Genomic DNA, 15,224 nt, shown 5'->3' with positions numbered 1-15,224 from the left:
GCGCTACTTTTCGTATGGGGTTGTTGCCTTCTTCGTCCCGTCGGGCAGCTCGGTGACAACAAAGTCGTCGAAGAGAACGCGCGCACGTTCACTCAACAGCTCCAAACACCGCACAGCAACCGCACGCAGCTCAGACCCGCTGTGCTCCCCTGCCCTCGTAGCAATAAAGCTTCTCCAAGTTCTAAGGTTGCCAGTCACGACGAGTCGAGTTTCTCGTGCTGCCGGTGCCAGCGCCAGAGCAGCTTCCCACACTTGCTGCTTCCGCAGTAGCGCGTTTTTCTCACTCGCCAGGCTTGTTTCGACTGCATCGTGCAATTCGTCGTATACAAAGGCGGTGTCCTCAATTGCGTGCGCAAAAAATCGCTGCAGCTGCTCGTCGCGTTGAATTACGTTCGGCACGACGACGCTCTTCTGATCTTCGGGTAAGGCATATTGCGAGAGCTCGCTGATTGAAAAACCGCGGTGCCTCAATATCTCGTGCCCGGTAGCCATCGAGATACCCTGGATGTACAGGGTCGCGCTTGCGTGCTCAAGCAAAGCAAGATTGCCAGTATCGATGACATGGTGAAGGAACGCGTCCGTGGTTGCGGTGCGCGAGTCTTTGTCGGCAAACAAGTCATAACACGCCCTGCCTGCAAATTCGACGACAGCATCAGCTGAGGCAGCCTCCGGTGATGGCTGCCACCCCAACTTTGATGATGGTTCAAACGACGATGCTGCGACTAGTTGAATGTTGAGTTGCCGCTGTGGCTGCATCGATTACAGCCCAAGAAACTTGTCGAGACCAATAGTCAGACCTGGGTGGTCCTTGACGTTGCGCACACCAAGCAATACGCCAGGCACGAACGACTCACGCCCGTAGGAATCTTGGCGGATCGTCAACGACTGGTCAACGGTGCCGAAGATCACCTCCTCGTGCGCAACCATTCCGGTCATGCGCACGGCGTGCACCCGAACTCCGTCGATATCGGTGCCGCGTGCTCCATCAAGCTCCTGTGTCGTCGCATCCGGGCAAGGCTCCATTCCCGCGGCTTTACGAGCTTCCGCGATACCTTGCGCCGTTTTCACCGCAGTGCCCGAAGGCGCATCCAACTTGTTCGGGTGGTGGTACTCAACAACCTCGGCGGACTCGAAGAACTTCGCAGCCTGCCGGGCAAAGGACATCGTCAGCACTGCTGAGATAGCGAAGTTAGGCGCAATGAGTACACCAGTGCCTGACGCAGCGGAGCACCAAGTGCGGACCTGCTCGTAGCGGTCGTCGTCAAACCCTGTTGTGCCGACGACGCAGTGAATACCGTGCTTGATGCAGAATTCGAGGTTGCTCATCACTGAGTCTGGCGTGGTGAAGTCGACAATGACCTCGGCGCCTGCGTCAAGCAGCTGGTCCAAGCTGTCATCTTTATCGATCTCAGCTACGAGCTCCAGATCATCAGCGGCGCGAACACCAGCAACCACCGCGGTGCCGACGCGACCGTGTGCTCCCAATACCCCGACTTTGATGGACATACCTATTCCTCAATTCTGTTCTGTATATGCGTTGCGTTCAAACTACTGGTGCCACTGTAGCGCGCAGCCGAGGCATGGTGGTTCGGTACACTCGAAAAGCATGAAGAGAAGCTTGACACTCCCGGGAGCCCTTGCCGTGACGATGTTGATCACCGGGTGCGGTATGGACTCCGAAGTTCCAGAGCCCGCCATCGCCACCGCTGACCTCAAGAGCGCTCCAGCGACAACAAGCGCACGCGAAGCGACCTCACCCGAAGAATCGACACCTACGTTGGCTGCAGCACCCGCCCACTCGGCAATACCGAGCGCTTACGCACCTCCCGAAGGCGCTCCCGAACTCACACTTGAGGATGTTCGCGTGGGCAGCCACGAAACCTACGATCGGGTCGTGTTTGAGTTCTCGGGCACTGGACTTCCGGGATACAGGGTGCAGTACACCGAAGAGGCCCTGCAGCAGGCTTCCGGGCACGCACTTGCGGTTACAGGCAACGACATCCTGGAGGTACTCGTCGAAGGCACCCCAATGGGTAGTCTCCCCAACAACCCCTCGCTCGTTTCCGTCGGGCCATATCAGCTGGCAACCGGCAACGTTGCCGGGGTGACAAATGGCGGAACCTTCGAGAATCAATCGCAGTTCTTTATCGGACTGGACCAGCAGCGCCCGTTCGAGGTCACAGTGATGGATAACCCCACCCGTCTAGTTATCGACGTCCACCGCTAGCTCGATAAGCGAATGGCCAGGGCAAAAGCCCCGGCCATTACTCTTTGTGAACTAACTCCTAGTCCTGCTCAACTGGAACAAGGGAGATCTTGCCGCGGTTATCGATGTCGCGAATCTCAACCTCGATCTTGTCGCCAACGTTGACTACATCTTCGACCTTCTCGATGCGCTTGTTGCCACCCAGGTTCGAGATGTGGATCAGGCCGTCGGTACCCGGAACGATCGAGACAAACGCGCCGAACGCGACGGTCTTGACCACGGTGCCAAGGTAGTGCTCGCCGACCTTCGGCAGCTGCGGGTTAGCAATCGCGTTAATCTTTTCGATTGCCGCATCTGCCGCTGCGCCACTGGTCGCCGAAACGTAGATGGTGCCGTCCTCCTCGATCGAGATGTCCGCACCGGTCTCCTCGGTAATCGAGTTGATCATCTTGCCCTTCGGCCCAATGACCTCACCAATCTTGGAGACAGGCACCTTGACCGTGGTGATCTTCGGCGCCAATGAGCTCATGTCATCCGGGGAATCGATTACCTCTGCCATCGTATCCAGGATGGTCTCGCGTGCATCGTGTGCTTGCTTCAGCGCAGAAGCGAGCACATCAGATGGAATGCCGTCAAGCTTGGTGTCAAGTTGCAGCGCGGTAATAAACTCGCGAGTGCCTGCAACCTTGAAGTCCATGTCGCCGAACGCGTCCTCGGCACCGAGGATATCCGTTAGAGCGACGTACTTCGTCTCGCCATCGACATCGCCGGACACAAGGCCCATCGCGATACCGGCTACAGGAGCAGCCAGCGGAACACCGGCGTTGTACAGCGACAACGTCGATGCGCACACAGACCCCATCGACGTCGAGCCATTGGAGCTCAGCGCCTCAGAGACCTGCCGAATGGTGTACGGGAAGTCCTCCCGGGAAGGGATGACTGGCAGCAGTGCGCGCTCCGCCAGCGCACCGTGGCCAATCTCACGGCGCTTCGGGGAGCCGACGCGGCCCGTCTCACCGGTCGAGTACGGCGGGAAGTTGTAATGGTGGATGTATCGCTTCGAAGTCTCTGGGCTCAGGGAATCAATCGGCTGCTCCATCTTGAGCATGTCAAGCGTTGTGACACCCAGGATCTGCGTCTCACCACGCTCGAACAGCGCGGAGCCGTGAGCACGTGGAACGAGCTCGACTTCCACGCCGAGGTCACGGATCGCAGTGACGCTACGACCGTCAATACGGTAGCCGTCTTTCAGAATCTTCTTCCGGACGATCTCCTTCTGCAATGCGTTGTACGCAGAGCGGATCTCCTTCACCACTGCCGCTACATCGTCGTCATCCTCATCAACGTCGAGGCGATCAAGTACGTCTTCTTCGATGTCCTCAATGTACGCATTGATCTTCTCTTCGCGCTCCTGCTTACCCGCGATAGTAAGGAAAGAAGCCAGCTTCTTCGACGCCTTCTTCTCAACCGCCTCAAACACCTCATCGGTGTACGGCGGGAACAGCGGAAATTCCTTGCGTTCCTTGTCGAACTGCGCAGCAAGGTCACGCTGCGCCTCGCACAACGTCTTGACGTACGGCTTGGCAGCCTCAAGCCCTTCAGCGACAGTTGCCTCGGTAGGTGCTGGTGCGCCGTCGGCGATCAGCTTAACGACGTTCGCTCCCGCGCCCGCCTCAACCATCATGATGGCGACGTCCGACTCCGTCTTACGCCCGCGCTTGCGCTCGACGATGCGACCAGCAACGACCATCTCAAAGATGGCACGCTGATGCTGCTCGTGGTTCGGGAACGCGACCCACTGGCCCTCTGGGTGCTTATCATCGGCGATCAGCGCCATACGCACACCGCCGACCGGACCGGACACCGGCAGGCCGGACAGTTGCGTCGCAGCAGAAGCGCCGTTGATTGCAACGACGTCGTAATACTCCTGCGGGGCGATCGACAGAACCGTGATCACAACCTGGACCTCGTTGCGCAAACCCTTAACGAACGTCGGACGCAGTGGGCGGTCAATAAGACGGCAAGCAAGGATCGCCTCGCTAGACGGGCGACCTTCGCGGCGGAAGAACGAACCCGGGATACGGCCCGCAGCGTACATCCGCTCCTCGACATCGACTGTCAGAGGGAAGAAGTCAAAGCCTTCGCGGGGGTTATTCGACGCCGTCGTCGTCGCAAGCATCATGGTGTCATCATCCAAATAGGTCGTCACCGACCCATCTGCCTGGCGTGCCAACTGGCCCGTCTCAAAACGAATCGTGCGAGAACCGAAATCACCGTTATCCAGCGAGGCTACTGCTTCAGTAACCCCATATTCTTCATCAACGTGGATTTCGTACGAGTTTCTCGGCTTAAAACTGCTCAATTGATCCCTCTCCTTGGATCTCCGGGCGATCATCGATGTCGCCGTTACTGTGTCATCTAGAACGAAGCACACCTTACCACTCTGCCAGCGATTTCACCACGATCATGACACAACAAACCCCCGCTCTGAATCCAAAGCGGGGGCTTGAAGTCCTGTGACGTGATCGTCTTAGCGGCGCAGGCCGAGACGAGCAATCAGGTCACGGTAGCGCTCGACGTTGTTCTCGCGCAGATACTTCAGCAGACCACGACGGCGGCCAACGAGCAGCAGCAGGCCACGACGGGAGTGGTGGTCATGCTGGTGGAACTTCAGGTGCTCGGTCAGGTTGTTGATGCGCTCGGTGAGCAGAGCAACCTGGGCCTCTGGGGAACCGGTGTCAGTCTCGTGCACACCGTAGGTCTTCAGAATTTCTGCTTTTTTCTCAGCGTTCAGCGCCATGAAAAACTCCTCATTTGTTTCAGTCCGCATATACTTTGACTACCTCGTGCTACGACTGCTGCGAACCACAGTCTCAACGCGCACAAAGCCTGGACTACTTTAGCTGCTGCGGGCCAGGTTGGTCAAACGCGTCATAAACTCGTCTAGGAAGCGATCCACGTCCACCCCCACCGCAACCTGACTGGTCTTCCAAACATCGTTGAGGCGCTCTGGGTCACCGATGGTGCGACCACGCGTCGGCTCATCAAGATCCGTACGCAGGTTCACTCCGATGCAGTCAACCAGCGTCGGGTCTATAGCGACCGCTACTGCGAGAGGATCATGCAACCCGCACCCGCCAAGGTGCGGCGAGGTCGTTTCGTATGCCTTGATGTAGTAATCGGTCGCTTCTGCGAGGAACTCACCCCGTGGAGTGCCGAGGCCCTTCCACACCGCTGTTTCCTTGGAAGTCAATAGCGTTTGCAGCGTGACATCCAGGCCGATCATCGTCAGGTTTTGTGCGGTGCGCATCACGAAGTCAGCCGCTTCCGGGTCCTGGCTAATGTTCGCCTCCGCGGAAGCATTGACGTTCCCCGGTACTGTCAATGCTCCGCCCATCATGACGATTCTGACCTGAGCCGCAAAGTCCTTGTCGGCTTCCATCGCGGCAGCAACCGTCGTTAATGGGCCCACAGGGACAATCACGAGGTCTTCTCCATGGCGATGAAATGCATCCACCATGAAGTCGACAGCCGAAGTCTTTTCCACTTCGCGCTGCGCATCCGGTAACTTTGCTTCTCCAATGCCGTTCACTCCGTGAATGAACTGCGAAATCTCCATCACTGTAAAGCTGTCTTGTGCGCGTGCATGCGTCGGGCCCGCAAACACTGGGACGTCAGCGCGGCCAAACAACTCCAGAATCGCGAGGCTGTTTCGCGCAGCGTCTGGAACCGTAACGTTTCCATACGTCGACGTCACACCAATAAGCTCCACTTCCGGTGAGGCCATCGCGTACGCCAACGCCAGCGCGTCGTCGATTCCTGTATCTACGTCGAGGATCATCTTGGTGGTCACAGTTAACACCTCTCTTTAACTTAAAAGTTCGCGGGTGTGGGCGACGTCACGTGCCATGTAGTCAAGAAGCTCATCCACTGAGTCGAACTTCATCATGTCTCGAACCTTCGCCACAAATTCGACTCGAGCCATACGGTCATAGAGGTCTGCGTCCCGATCCAGCACATACGATTCGACACTGCGCCGCTTGTCCCCAAACGTCGGATTGGTGCCAACTGAAATCGCGGCCGGGTAGCGCTTTCCCGGAATCATGTCTCCACCGACAGGGGCGTCGTCGATAATAGTGAGCCAGCCGGCGTACACCCCATCTTTCGGCAACGCCGAGATATCCGCAACGTACTGGTTCGCTGTGGGATAGCCGAGCTCCCGGCCGCCTCGCCCAGCGCCCCGTTCAATCGGTGCAACGACGGAGAACGGCCTGCCCATGTAGTCTTTCGCCACACTGATATTGCCCTGCGCAAGTTCATCACGGATCGCTGTCGAACAAATCCGCGTCGCGCCTTCTTTCAGTAGGCGTACCACTGTCACATCAACACCGCTTTGCTCACCGAGCTGCACCATCGTTTGCGACGTACCGGATGCATCACGCCCGAACGTAAAATTCTCGCCGACGAAGACATGCCGAGCGTGCAGAGTCCCCATGACCACAGTGTCGAAATAGTCCTGCGCGCTTTCCCCAGCAAGCTCTTCACGGAAATCAATCACGATGAGCGCATCCACGCCCAGCTCCTCTATCAGACGCGCACGCTCCTCGAGTGGCATCAAAGCTGTGGGCGCGGCTTCCGGGCGAAACACTGCTACCGGGTGGGGCTCAAACGTCATCACCACGCAAGGCACCTGGAGGCGCTTCGCCTCCTCAACCGCGGATTTGATGAGCATCTGGTGACCACGGTGTACCCCGTCGAAAACCCCAATCGTCAACACAGTGCCGTCGGGGACACCAAACGTATCGGGTACAGCATTCAGACCGTGCAAAATATCCACGAGCAATAGCGTACGGCATACTTAAGAGCTATGAGTGATCCCCTCGCTACATCAGGAATTGTTGTCATCGATAAGCCTCAAGGTCTTACAAGCCATGACGTGGTTGCACGCCTACGGCGCGCCTTTGGCACCAGAAAAGTTGGCCACGCCGGCACCCTCGACCCGATGGCGGCGGGCGTGCTCGTCGCCGGGATCGAACGCGGCACAAAACTCCTCGCCCACCTCGTCGCTGAAACAAAAACCTACGAGGCGACAATTCGCCTCGGTGCTGCCACGACAACAGACGACGCGGAAGGCGAGATCCTTAGCACCGCGTCTACCAGCACGGTTACCGATGCAAACATTACCGACGCCGTCAACGCCTTCCGAGGCGAAATCATGCAGCGTCCGTCGAGTGTCTCTGCAATTAAGATCGACGGCAAACGCGCACACCAGCTAGTACGCGAGGGGCACGAAGTTGAGCTCCCAGCCAGGCCAGTGACGATTCATGAGTACGACATTCTAGATATCACTCGCGTCGATGCGTGGATTGATATCGATGTGCGTGTGCACTGCTCGTCAGGTACCTACATTCGCGCCCTCGCCCGCGACCTTGGCGAGGCTCTACAAACCGGCGGGCACCTCACAGCGCTGCGTCGCACCACCGTTGGGCCGTTCAGCCTCGACCATGCGCTGGAGCTCGAAGACATTCAGACCGACCCGCGCCTTAGCCTCACCATCGACGAGGCCTGTGCTACCTGCTGGCCAGTCCTTCCTGTCACTGACGAGGAATATGACGCCCTCGCGATGGGCAAATGGCTTGAACCTCGCGGGCTTAAAGGCATACACGCAGCACAGCGTGCCGACGGCCACGTCGTCGCCCTAGTGAAAGAATCCAAGAAGCGCCTCTCCACCGTATTTGTCGCACGGCCCTCAACGTTGTAACAGGCCCTGCAGGCTGTACGCTGCTACAGCAGAAATGCAGAGGTAATGACGTAGCCCGCCCGGTGTACCCACCGCCCTTCAAAAAACGGAGCAGGCGTCGGTCGCTCAAGAATGTAGGAAACAAAAGTGCCGTCGGGCCGAATGTAGATCTCAGCCTGGTCGAACTCCAGCATCTTCCGGGCTAAGGGGAACCAACACTTATATGTCGCTTCTTTCGCGCAGAAAAGTAGCCGGTCAGCCCAGAACCAGCCTTCCGCGCGCAACGCGTCGAGCATCTGGAGCTCCGTAGGGCAAGCGATCTGGGACAGCACGCCTTCTGGCAAAGGCTCCGCCAACTCCGCATCAATGCCAATAGAACGGACCTGGCTGAGAGGTGCAACAACTGCCGCCCTGAAGCCATCCGTATGCGTCAGCGAACCACATACCCCTTCGGGCCACAAAGGCATACCCGCTTCCCCTCGCATGATGCGGTGTGGCCCTTGGACTCCGAGTTCATCAAGCGCGCGGTGAGCGCACCAGCGGGCGTCGCCGAACTCCCCTTTTCGGACATCGACTGCTCCGCTCACAACGCCTTTTTCTTGTTCATCGAGGTTGTCATAGTTCCGAAGATTGTGGCTGTCGTCAGTACGAAGAGAGACAAACCTCGCGGAAGAGGGAAACAACGAAAGATCACGCACTAGCTGTTCACCTCCCACACTGGGTACGGCCAGCGTTGATCCTGCGGCCAGCGCTGCCACTCCCTGGGGTATCCCAAAGAGACCTCAATATGTGGGATGCCGTCAACACGGATGGATCCAGGAATATGCAGGTGTCCGTAGACCACTGCTTGTGCGTGGAAGCGCTTCGGCCAACTCCGCGTGTGCCTGGTCCCACACCACAGGGCGATATCGCCGTGCATCAACCGGTGTGTTGGCTCCCTTACAAGCGGCCAGTGGTTCACCAAGATTGTCTTGCCGTGCACGCGCGAAAGCCGCTTCGTTGTGTACGCTAGTCGTTCCCAGCACCACGCGCGAATGTCTACAAAGGGACGGATAGCAAATTCGTCCGTCATGAGAATGTTGTTTTTGCGCGCCTTCTGAAGCGCCTCTTCGACGCTTAGGCTACCCGGGCGAAACGAGTAGTCGTACAGGGTAAACAGAGGCGCTACTGTAATCCCGTGGAATATCGGGTAAGGGTCCTCGGGCGTGGCTACTCCCATATCACGCATCGCTTGAACAAGCGCTACGTATTTGTCACGCCCCTGGTAGCGTGAGCGCTCACTCGAAAAAAGCTCATGATTTCCAGGTACCCAAATCACCTTTGCAAACCGCTGCGCGAGAGTTTCCATCACGCTGACGATGAGTTCGAACTTTTCCGCGACGTCACCCGCGACAATCAACCAGTCCCCCTCATGCTGAGGTTGAATGAGGTCAATTTTCGACTGATTCGCCTTGACAGCGGAATGAAGATCACTCACCGCCCAGAGCGTTGGGCTTACCATGCTGTGCTCACTCCTCGACCCCAGTGCGTGCCCACTTCATCGAGCGGAACCTCCACAGCACTCCGACTAAACGCATAACCACGGAGACGAAATATCCAGCCCATACACCAGGCAAGCCCCACCCCAGCCACATCGACAGCAACGTCAGTGGTAAGAACCCACCGAGCATTGCTCCGATGGAAAGGTTGCGAAGAAACACGGCATCACTTGCTCCAAGCAGTACGCCGTCGAGTGCGAACACCGCACCTCCCACAACAATCATTGCAACTAGCCAGCGCCACGGAACCGTCAGTGCATCTGTCATGCCTGGATCATGAGTAAAGATCGACTGGATCGAACCAGCAAACACAAGGAACACTCCGGCAAGCACCACGGCGAACACGGTGGCATAGCGTGTGACCGCCGCTCCTGTCCCTCGGGCACGATCAATATTTCCCTGGCCCAGGGCTGCTCCGGTGAGCGTCTGCGCTGCGATCGCGAGCGAATCCAGCACGAGGGAAAGAAAATTCCACAACTGCAGCAGCACTTGGTGCGCAGCCAGCGCGAAGACACCAAAGCGTCCAGCGACGGCAGTCGCAGCAAGCAGCGAGATCTGGAATGAGGCGGAACGCAGAATCAAATCGCGCCCAAGCAGTAGTTGCTGACCGATGATGCTCCACTGCGGGCGCCAACCAGTTTCGGCTCCCCGATGCTCTTTGACCAAAGCACCAACAAACAATGCGGCTGTGATACCCATGCCGATTACGTTGGCTACCGCGGAGCCAACGAGCCCAAAGTGATGAACGAGCAGTGGCAGGAGGATCGCTCCTGGGACCAGACCGCAGAGCGTCAGCACCAGCGGCAGCCTCGTATTTTGTACTCCTCGCATCCAACCGTTGCCTGCCATGATGAGCAACGTCAACGGAATGGCGATCGCTGCGACGTGCATCCACCTCGCCGCGTCGGCACTTGTCTCTTGATTGTGCGTCAGTGCGTAGGCAATTGGTTCTGCAAATAGCCAAATTATCGACGCCAGCCCAAGGCCTACGAGTACCGCCACCCAAGAAGCCTGAACGCCTTCTGCGACTGCGTCGCTGCGCCGACCAGCGCCGTAAAGACGTGAACTACGTGCCGTAGTGCCATAAGACAGAAAGGTCAGCTGAGTCGTCACCGTGGACTGCACCGCGGTACCAGCTGCCAGCGCCGCAAGTTCAGCTGTACCGAGTCTGCCGACCACTGCTGTATCCAGCAGCAAGTACAGCGGGTTAGCGGCAAGCACTCCGAGAGCAGGCAGTGCCAAGGCAAAAATATCGCGCGCTTTTACTCCGTGTGTATTCGTCATGCAGGAGACGCCCTATTCCCCGACGTAGGCGTCGTGCAAGGCATCGACAAGCTGCTGTTGCACTTGCTGCTTTGAACCGCGCGCAGAGTAGCCCGCTGCCGGGCGGTGTCCGCCTCCACCGAGGGCGCTCGCTGCGACAGAAACGTCAACCTTTGTCGAGCGCAACGAGATTCCCCACCTGTCCTGGTGGAACTGCTTCAGCACCACCCCGACGTCACTGCCGACAAGAACCCTGGCGTAATCGATAACGGCCTCTACCGCTGTTTGGCTCATTGTCCTCAGGGCCGCCTCATCAATGTGCATAAACGAGACTGTCAAGTCGTCTACCTCAAGGCTTTCGAGGCTTGCCAGCGCGGTCCCCATCAGCCGCAGATCGTCGGCCGTCATTTCGTCGGAAAGCTCCAACGAAATGTTTCGAGGATTCAACCCAAACTCCAGCAACTCTCCGGCAAGAGCGTGCATTCTCGGCGACCCCCAACGGAAGTTCCCTGTATCCGTTACCAACCCTGAGTACAGGCAGTACGCAAGCTCAGCATCCAGCTCGACGCCGAGGTACGTAAACAGTTCACGGATAATCGTCGTTGTCGATTCAGAATCAATAATGAGGTTCTGTGCACCAAAACCGTGGTTTGAGCGGTGATGATCGAGCACAATGACGCGCTCTTGTTGAGCTGCAAGCTCTGTTTGGTAGCACCCGGTACGGTCGACGGAGGCGCAGTCGACCGTCACGATCAATCCCTCATCAGGCAGTGGCTCTGCGTAGCACACTTCATCCACACCCGGTATCGAGCGCAGATTGTCCGCGTGCGGGAAAGGTTGACCGATATAAGCGCGCGCACCGATCCCGATTTGCTGCAAACCGCGAACAAGTGCACACGCGGACCCGATCGCATCTGCATCCGGCTTGATGTGTGCCAGCACTGCGACTTTGGACGCGTTCTTAATTGCACGCGCAATCTCGGCAAACTCGGCCTCTACCTGGGGGAATAACAACGCCATAGTGTCTACTCTTCGATCGTCTTATAAGGGTTTTCCTCACCAGCTGGACGGGCATTTTCCCGCAGCTTCGCCAGCTCTTCATCACGGCGTCGTGCTTTCTCGAGCAGCGCTTCCATACGCGCCGAAGACTCGGGAACCGTGTCGAGTTCGAATGCGATAGTGGGCGTAAACCGAACGCTCAGCTGATCACCGACGATCTTACGAATCTGGCCGCGGTGGCGGTGCAGCGCTTCTGCAGCTTGGTCGTAATCTGGCTCATCGTCAATGTTCTTGCCACGAACCGTGTAATACACGGTTGCATCGTGCAAATCGCCAGTCACGCGAACATCCGTGATAGTCACCAATTCGAGGCGACGGTCTTTCACTTCACGCTCTATCGCCGACGCGACGATCACCTGGATCTGTTTCGCCAGCCGCTGTGCGCGAGGATTCTCTGACATTTCGTCTCCTTTACTTGATTGGCACTAAACCTTTGAACAGTCTACCCTGCCACGACACGGCCTACTACTTCAAGAAAGCAAACGACCCTGCTCATCTCCCGTTTAGGAAAGAGCAGGGTCGTTACTGATTTGTCGGCTAGTCGCGGGGAACTTCCACCATCTCGTATGTCTCGATGATGTCGCCGACCTGGATGTCCGGGTAGGACAGCACCATGCCGCACTCGTATCCCTTGGCAACTTCGGTCGCGTCATCCTTTTCGCGTCGCAGCGAATCGATGGTTGCATCCGAGGTGACAACGTTGCCGTCGCGCACCAAGCGAATCTTCGCGCCTCGCTTGACCTTGCCTTCGGTGACCATGCAGCCTGCAATGAGGCCGACGGAGGACGCCTTGAAGATCTGACGGATCTCGGCCTTGCCCAGGTCCTTCTCTTCGTAGATAGGTTTCAGCATGCCCTTCAGAGCCGCCTCGACTTCCTCGATAGCCTTGTAGATCACCGAGTAGTAACGAATCTCGACGCCCTCGTTGTTGGCCTCTTCCGTCGCCTTGCCCTCAGCGCGAACATTGAATGCCACGATGACGGCGTCGGAAGCAGCCGCGAGTACGACGTTGGTCTGGGTGACAGCACCGACGCCGCGGTCGATGATGTTTACCTCGACTTCGTCGTCGACCTCGATCTTGAGCAGCGCCTCCTCCAAGGCTTCCACCGAACCGGCGTTGTCGCCCTTCAGAATGAGGTTGAGCTGGCTCGTCTCCTTGAGCGCCTGGTCCAGGTTCTCGAGGGAAACGCGCTTCTTGCTTCGTGCCTGCATTGCAGCACGATGACGGGCGTCACGCTGTGCTGCTATCTGACGAGCAACACGGTCGTCCTCGACTACCAGGAGGTTGTCGCCTGGGCCAGGAACGCCATTGAGCCCCTGCACCTGTACCGGGCGCGATGGTCCTGCTTCTTCGACGTCCTGGCCCCATTCGTCGACCATGCGTCGAACGCGGCCGAAGCTGCCGCCAACCACGATGGAGTCACCAACGCGCAGGGTACCGCGCTGCACGATAACAGTGGACACCGGGCCACGGCCACGGTCGAGGTGAGACTCGATGGCAACACCTTGCGCGTCCATGTCCGGGTTCGCCTGCAGCTCGAGTGCTGCGTCAGCGGTGAGCAGGACAGCCTCAAGCAGTTCGTCGATACCGGTTCCCTGCTTCGCGGAGATATCGATGAACATCGTGTCGCCGCCGTACTCCTCCGGAACCAGACCGTATTCGGTGAGCTGGCCACGGATCTTATCTGGAGATGCCTCAGGCTTATCCACCTTGTTTACCGCAACCACAATCGGCAGGTCGGCGGCCTTCGCGTGGTTGATAGCTTCAACCGTCTGAGGCATCACGCCGTCATCAGCTGCAACGACGAGAATTGCGAGGTCAGTCGACTTCGCGCCACGAGCACGCATTGCTGTGAAGGCCTCGTGACCCGGAGTATCGAGGAACGTAATCTTTCGTTCCGCGCCGTCGAGCTTCACGGTGGTCTGGTATGCACCGATGCCCTGGGTAATGCCACCGGCTTCGCCGCGGCCGACGTTGGCACGACGAATCGTGTCCAGCAGTCGGGTCTTACCGTGGTCGACGTGGCCCATGACAGACACCACTGGTGGGCGCTGTTCAAGGTCCTCATCGGTGCCTTCGTCCTCGCCGAACTGCAGGTCGAAGGACTCGAGAAGCTCGCGGTCCTCGTCCTCAGGCGAGACGATCTTGACCTCGTAATTAATCTCCGCGCCCAGCAGCTGCAAGGTCTCTTCGGGGACCGACTGCGTTGCTGTCACCATTTCGCCGAGGTTGAACAGAGCCTGAACCAGGTTCGATGCTTCGGTACCGATCTTCTCGGCGAAGTCGGCCAGGGTTGCACCCTGCCGTAGACGCACAGTCTTACCACCGCCATCGGGCAGGCGTACGCCACCGATGACGTTTGGTGCGTGCATCTCCTCGTACTCGGCCCTCTTCTGGCCCTTCGACTTACGACGACGCCCTGGTGCGCCGCCTGGACGGCCGAATGCACCCGCAGTTCCCCCGCGACGCCCACCGCGCCCACGGAAACCGCCACCCTGTGGTCCCCTTGGACCGTGCCCACCACGGCCCCTGTTGTGGCCGCCGCGACCGCCACGGTTATCCGACCCAGCGGCCTTGCGTGGCATTTGGGTTGGCGAGGGAGCCGCTGCCATATCCGCCGGGGATGGACGACGGCTACCTGGACGCGGTGCGCCCGTTCCACGACCCTGACCCTGCCCTGGGCGCGGGCTACCTTGAGCGCCGCGGCCTGGCTGACCACCACGCCCGCCTTGTGCACCGCGTCCGCCTGGACGTGGAGCTGGGCGCGTGCCACCTGTATTAGAAGAAAATGGGTTGTTGGCTACCCGCGGGCGACCGCCTGGCTTCGGCATTGGCCGCGGCATGCCAGAAGGCTTTGGCGCGGCAGGCTTAGCCGCAGCTGGTTTCGGCGCACCAGGCTTCGGTGCGGCCGACTTTGGCGCAGCAGGTTTGGCAGCCGCCGGCTTCGGCGCGGCAGGCTTAGCCGCAGCTGGCTTCGGCGCACCAGGCTTCGGTGCGGCCGGGTTTGCTGCACCTGGCTTCGGCGCACCAGGCTTCGGTGCTGCGGGTTTTGCAGCGCCTGGCTTCGGTGCTGCCGACTTCGCAGCAGCGGGCTTCGCTGTCTTGCTTGCAGGCTTCGCGGCATCCTTGGATGCGTCATCTCCGCCACCATTCTTTTCCTCGTATAGCGCCATCATCTTCTTGACGACGGGAGGCTCAATGGTGGAAGAAGCTGTTTTTACGAACTCGCCTTCCTCTTTCAGGGTGGCGAGCAGTTCCTTGCTTGTTACGCCGAGCCGTTTTGCAAGCTCGTGTACGCGTAGCTTTCCGGGCACGTGTCTCCTCTTGGTTGGGCTAGAGGGCGGCACCGGAAACGGCGGCCGACCTCTAGACGTTGATTATGACTTTCATCGCTGATGCTGCTTCATTGTTGCGTTC

At 58.6% G+C, this 15,224-nt stretch carries 14 protein-coding genes; 2 read left to right on the top strand and 12 right to left on the bottom strand.

Translation table 11 applies throughout. The features are described 5' to 3' along the window. Window positions 1-3: 3 nt before the first annotated feature. Both thyX and dapB read right to left on the bottom strand, forming a co-directional pair. A complete protein-coding gene (thyX, locus tag BJP07_RS03845) occupies window positions 4-756 on the bottom strand; it encodes an FAD-dependent thymidylate synthase (protein ID WP_071566149.1) in 753 nt (250 codons plus the stop codon). Between the two features lie 3 nt (window positions 757-759). Beyond that, on the bottom strand, window positions 760-1,506 hold the full coding sequence (gene dapB, locus BJP07_RS03840) for a 4-hydroxy-tetrahydrodipicolinate reductase (RefSeq protein ID WP_071566148.1): 747 nt from the start codon (window positions 1,504-1,506) through the stop codon (window positions 760-762). A gap of 100 nt (window positions 1,507-1,606) precedes the next feature. On the opposite strand from dapB, the gene BJP07_RS03835 reads away from it, so the two are divergent. After that, complete coding sequence (locus tag BJP07_RS03835) at window positions 1,607-2,227, top strand: hypothetical protein (protein WP_143109657.1); 621 nt, start codon at window positions 1,607-1,609, stop codon at window positions 2,225-2,227. Between the two features lie 58 nt (window positions 2,228-2,285). Here BJP07_RS03835 and BJP07_RS03830 read toward each other — a convergent pair whose 3' ends face one another. The 4 genes from BJP07_RS03830 to BJP07_RS03815 form a co-directional block, all read right to left on the bottom strand. Then, the gene (locus BJP07_RS03830; RefSeq protein ID WP_071566146.1) at window positions 2,286-4,601 is read right to left on the bottom strand and encodes a polyribonucleotide nucleotidyltransferase; all 2,316 of its coding nucleotides are present in this window, start codon (window positions 4,599-4,601) and stop codon (window positions 2,286-2,288) included. A gap of 135 nt (window positions 4,602-4,736) precedes the next feature. Further along, a complete protein-coding gene (gene rpsO, locus BJP07_RS03825; RefSeq protein WP_070362312.1) occupies window positions 4,737-5,006 on the bottom strand; it encodes a 30S ribosomal protein S15 in 270 nt (89 codons plus the stop codon). Between the two features lie 99 nt (window positions 5,007-5,105). Next, window positions 5,106-6,059 (bottom strand): nucleoside hydrolase, encoded by a 954-nt coding sequence (locus BJP07_RS03820; RefSeq protein ID WP_218160239.1) that lies wholly within the window; start codon window positions 6,057-6,059, stop codon window positions 5,106-5,108. Window positions 6,060-6,074: 15 nt separating this feature from the next. Then, window positions 6,075-7,043 carry a bifunctional riboflavin kinase/FAD synthetase gene (locus BJP07_RS03815; RefSeq protein ID WP_071566382.1) on the bottom strand — a complete coding sequence of 323 codons (969 nt, stop codon included), beginning with the start codon at window positions 7,041-7,043 and terminating at the stop codon, window positions 6,075-6,077. Window positions 7,044-7,073: 30 nt separating this feature from the next. On the opposite strand from BJP07_RS03815, the gene truB reads away from it, so the two are divergent. Then, window positions 7,074-7,967, top strand: a complete 894-nt coding sequence (truB, locus tag BJP07_RS03810; RefSeq protein WP_071566145.1) for a tRNA pseudouridine(55) synthase TruB — start codon at window positions 7,074-7,076, stop codon at window positions 7,965-7,967. Between the two features lie 23 nt (window positions 7,968-7,990). Here the strand turns inward: truB and BJP07_RS03805 are convergent, their stop codons facing one another. From BJP07_RS03805 to infB, 6 genes are all read right to left on the bottom strand, one after another. Beyond that, window positions 7,991-8,644 carry a 4'-phosphopantetheinyl transferase gene (locus tag BJP07_RS03805; RefSeq protein WP_071566144.1) on the bottom strand — a complete coding sequence of 218 codons (654 nt, stop codon included), beginning with the start codon at window positions 8,642-8,644 and terminating at the stop codon, window positions 7,991-7,993. Beyond that, window positions 8,644-9,447, bottom strand: a complete 804-nt coding sequence (locus BJP07_RS03800; protein ID WP_071566143.1) for a metallophosphoesterase — start codon at window positions 9,445-9,447, stop codon at window positions 8,644-8,646. The genes BJP07_RS03805 and BJP07_RS03800 overlap by 1 nt, the downstream gene beginning before the upstream one ends. A gap of 7 nt (window positions 9,448-9,454) precedes the next feature. Next, window positions 9,455-10,768 carry an MATE family efflux transporter gene (locus tag BJP07_RS03795; RefSeq protein ID WP_071566142.1) on the bottom strand — a complete coding sequence of 438 codons (1,314 nt, stop codon included), beginning with the start codon at window positions 10,766-10,768 and terminating at the stop codon, window positions 9,455-9,457. 12 nt (window positions 10,769-10,780) lie between these two features. Further along, a complete protein-coding gene (locus BJP07_RS03790; RefSeq protein WP_071566141.1) occupies window positions 10,781-11,767 on the bottom strand; it encodes a bifunctional oligoribonuclease/PAP phosphatase NrnA in 987 nt (328 codons plus the stop codon). A 5-nt stretch (window positions 11,768-11,772) separates the two neighbouring features. Then, the gene (gene rbfA / locus BJP07_RS03785; protein WP_071566140.1) at window positions 11,773-12,207 is read right to left on the bottom strand and encodes a 30S ribosome-binding factor RbfA; all 435 of its coding nucleotides are present in this window, start codon (window positions 12,205-12,207) and stop codon (window positions 11,773-11,775) included. A gap of 136 nt (window positions 12,208-12,343) precedes the next feature. Then, window positions 12,344-15,121, bottom strand: a complete 2,778-nt coding sequence (gene infB / locus BJP07_RS03780) for a translation initiation factor IF-2 (protein WP_071566139.1) — start codon at window positions 15,119-15,121, stop codon at window positions 12,344-12,346. Between the last annotated feature and the right edge of the window lie 103 nt (window positions 15,122-15,224).

It is taken from the genome of Corynebacterium sp. NML130628 (genome assembly GCF_001875665.1).
Classification (GTDB): domain Bacteria; phylum Actinomycetota; class Actinomycetes; order Mycobacteriales; family Mycobacteriaceae; genus Corynebacterium.
Note: the sequence above shows the minus strand (reverse complement) of the source record. Positions and strands in the feature narration are given on the sequence as shown.

What these genes read in the sequence shown, in the direction of transcription:
- truB (WP_071566145.1), top strand. Translation starts at nt 7,074, where the DNA reads ATGAGTGATCCCCTCGCTACATCAGGAATTGTTGTCATCGATAAGCCT.
- BJP07_RS03800 (WP_071566143.1), bottom strand. Translation starts at nt 9,447, where the DNA reads ATGGTAAGCCCAACGCTCTGGGCGGTGAGTGATCTTCATTCCGCTGTC.
- rpsO (WP_070362312.1), bottom strand. Translation starts at nt 5,006, where the DNA reads ATGGCGCTGAACGCTGAGAAAAAAGCAGAAATTCTGAAGACCTACGGT.
- BJP07_RS03790 (WP_071566141.1), bottom strand. Translation starts at nt 11,767, where the DNA reads ATGGCGTTGTTATTCCCCCAGGTAGAGGCCGAGTTTGCCGAGATTGCG.
- dapB (WP_071566148.1), bottom strand. Translation starts at nt 1,506, where the DNA reads ATGTCCATCAAAGTCGGGGTATTGGGAGCACACGGTCGCGTCGGCACC.
- BJP07_RS03795 (WP_071566142.1), bottom strand. Translation starts at nt 10,768, where the DNA reads ATGACGAATACACACGGAGTAAAAGCGCGCGATATTTTTGCCTTGGCA.
- BJP07_RS03835 (WP_143109657.1), top strand. Translation starts at nt 1,607, where the DNA reads ATGAAGAGAAGCTTGACACTCCCGGGAGCCCTTGCCGTGACGATGTTG.
- thyX (WP_071566149.1), bottom strand. Translation starts at nt 756, where the DNA reads ATGCAGCCACAGCGGCAACTCAACATTCAACTAGTCGCAGCATCGTCG.
- rbfA (WP_071566140.1), bottom strand. Translation starts at nt 12,207, where the DNA reads ATGTCAGAGAATCCTCGCGCACAGCGGCTGGCGAAACAGATCCAGGTG.
- BJP07_RS03830 (WP_071566146.1), bottom strand. Translation starts at nt 4,601, where the DNA reads ATGATCGCCCGGAGATCCAAGGAGAGGGATCAATTGAGCAGTTTTAAG.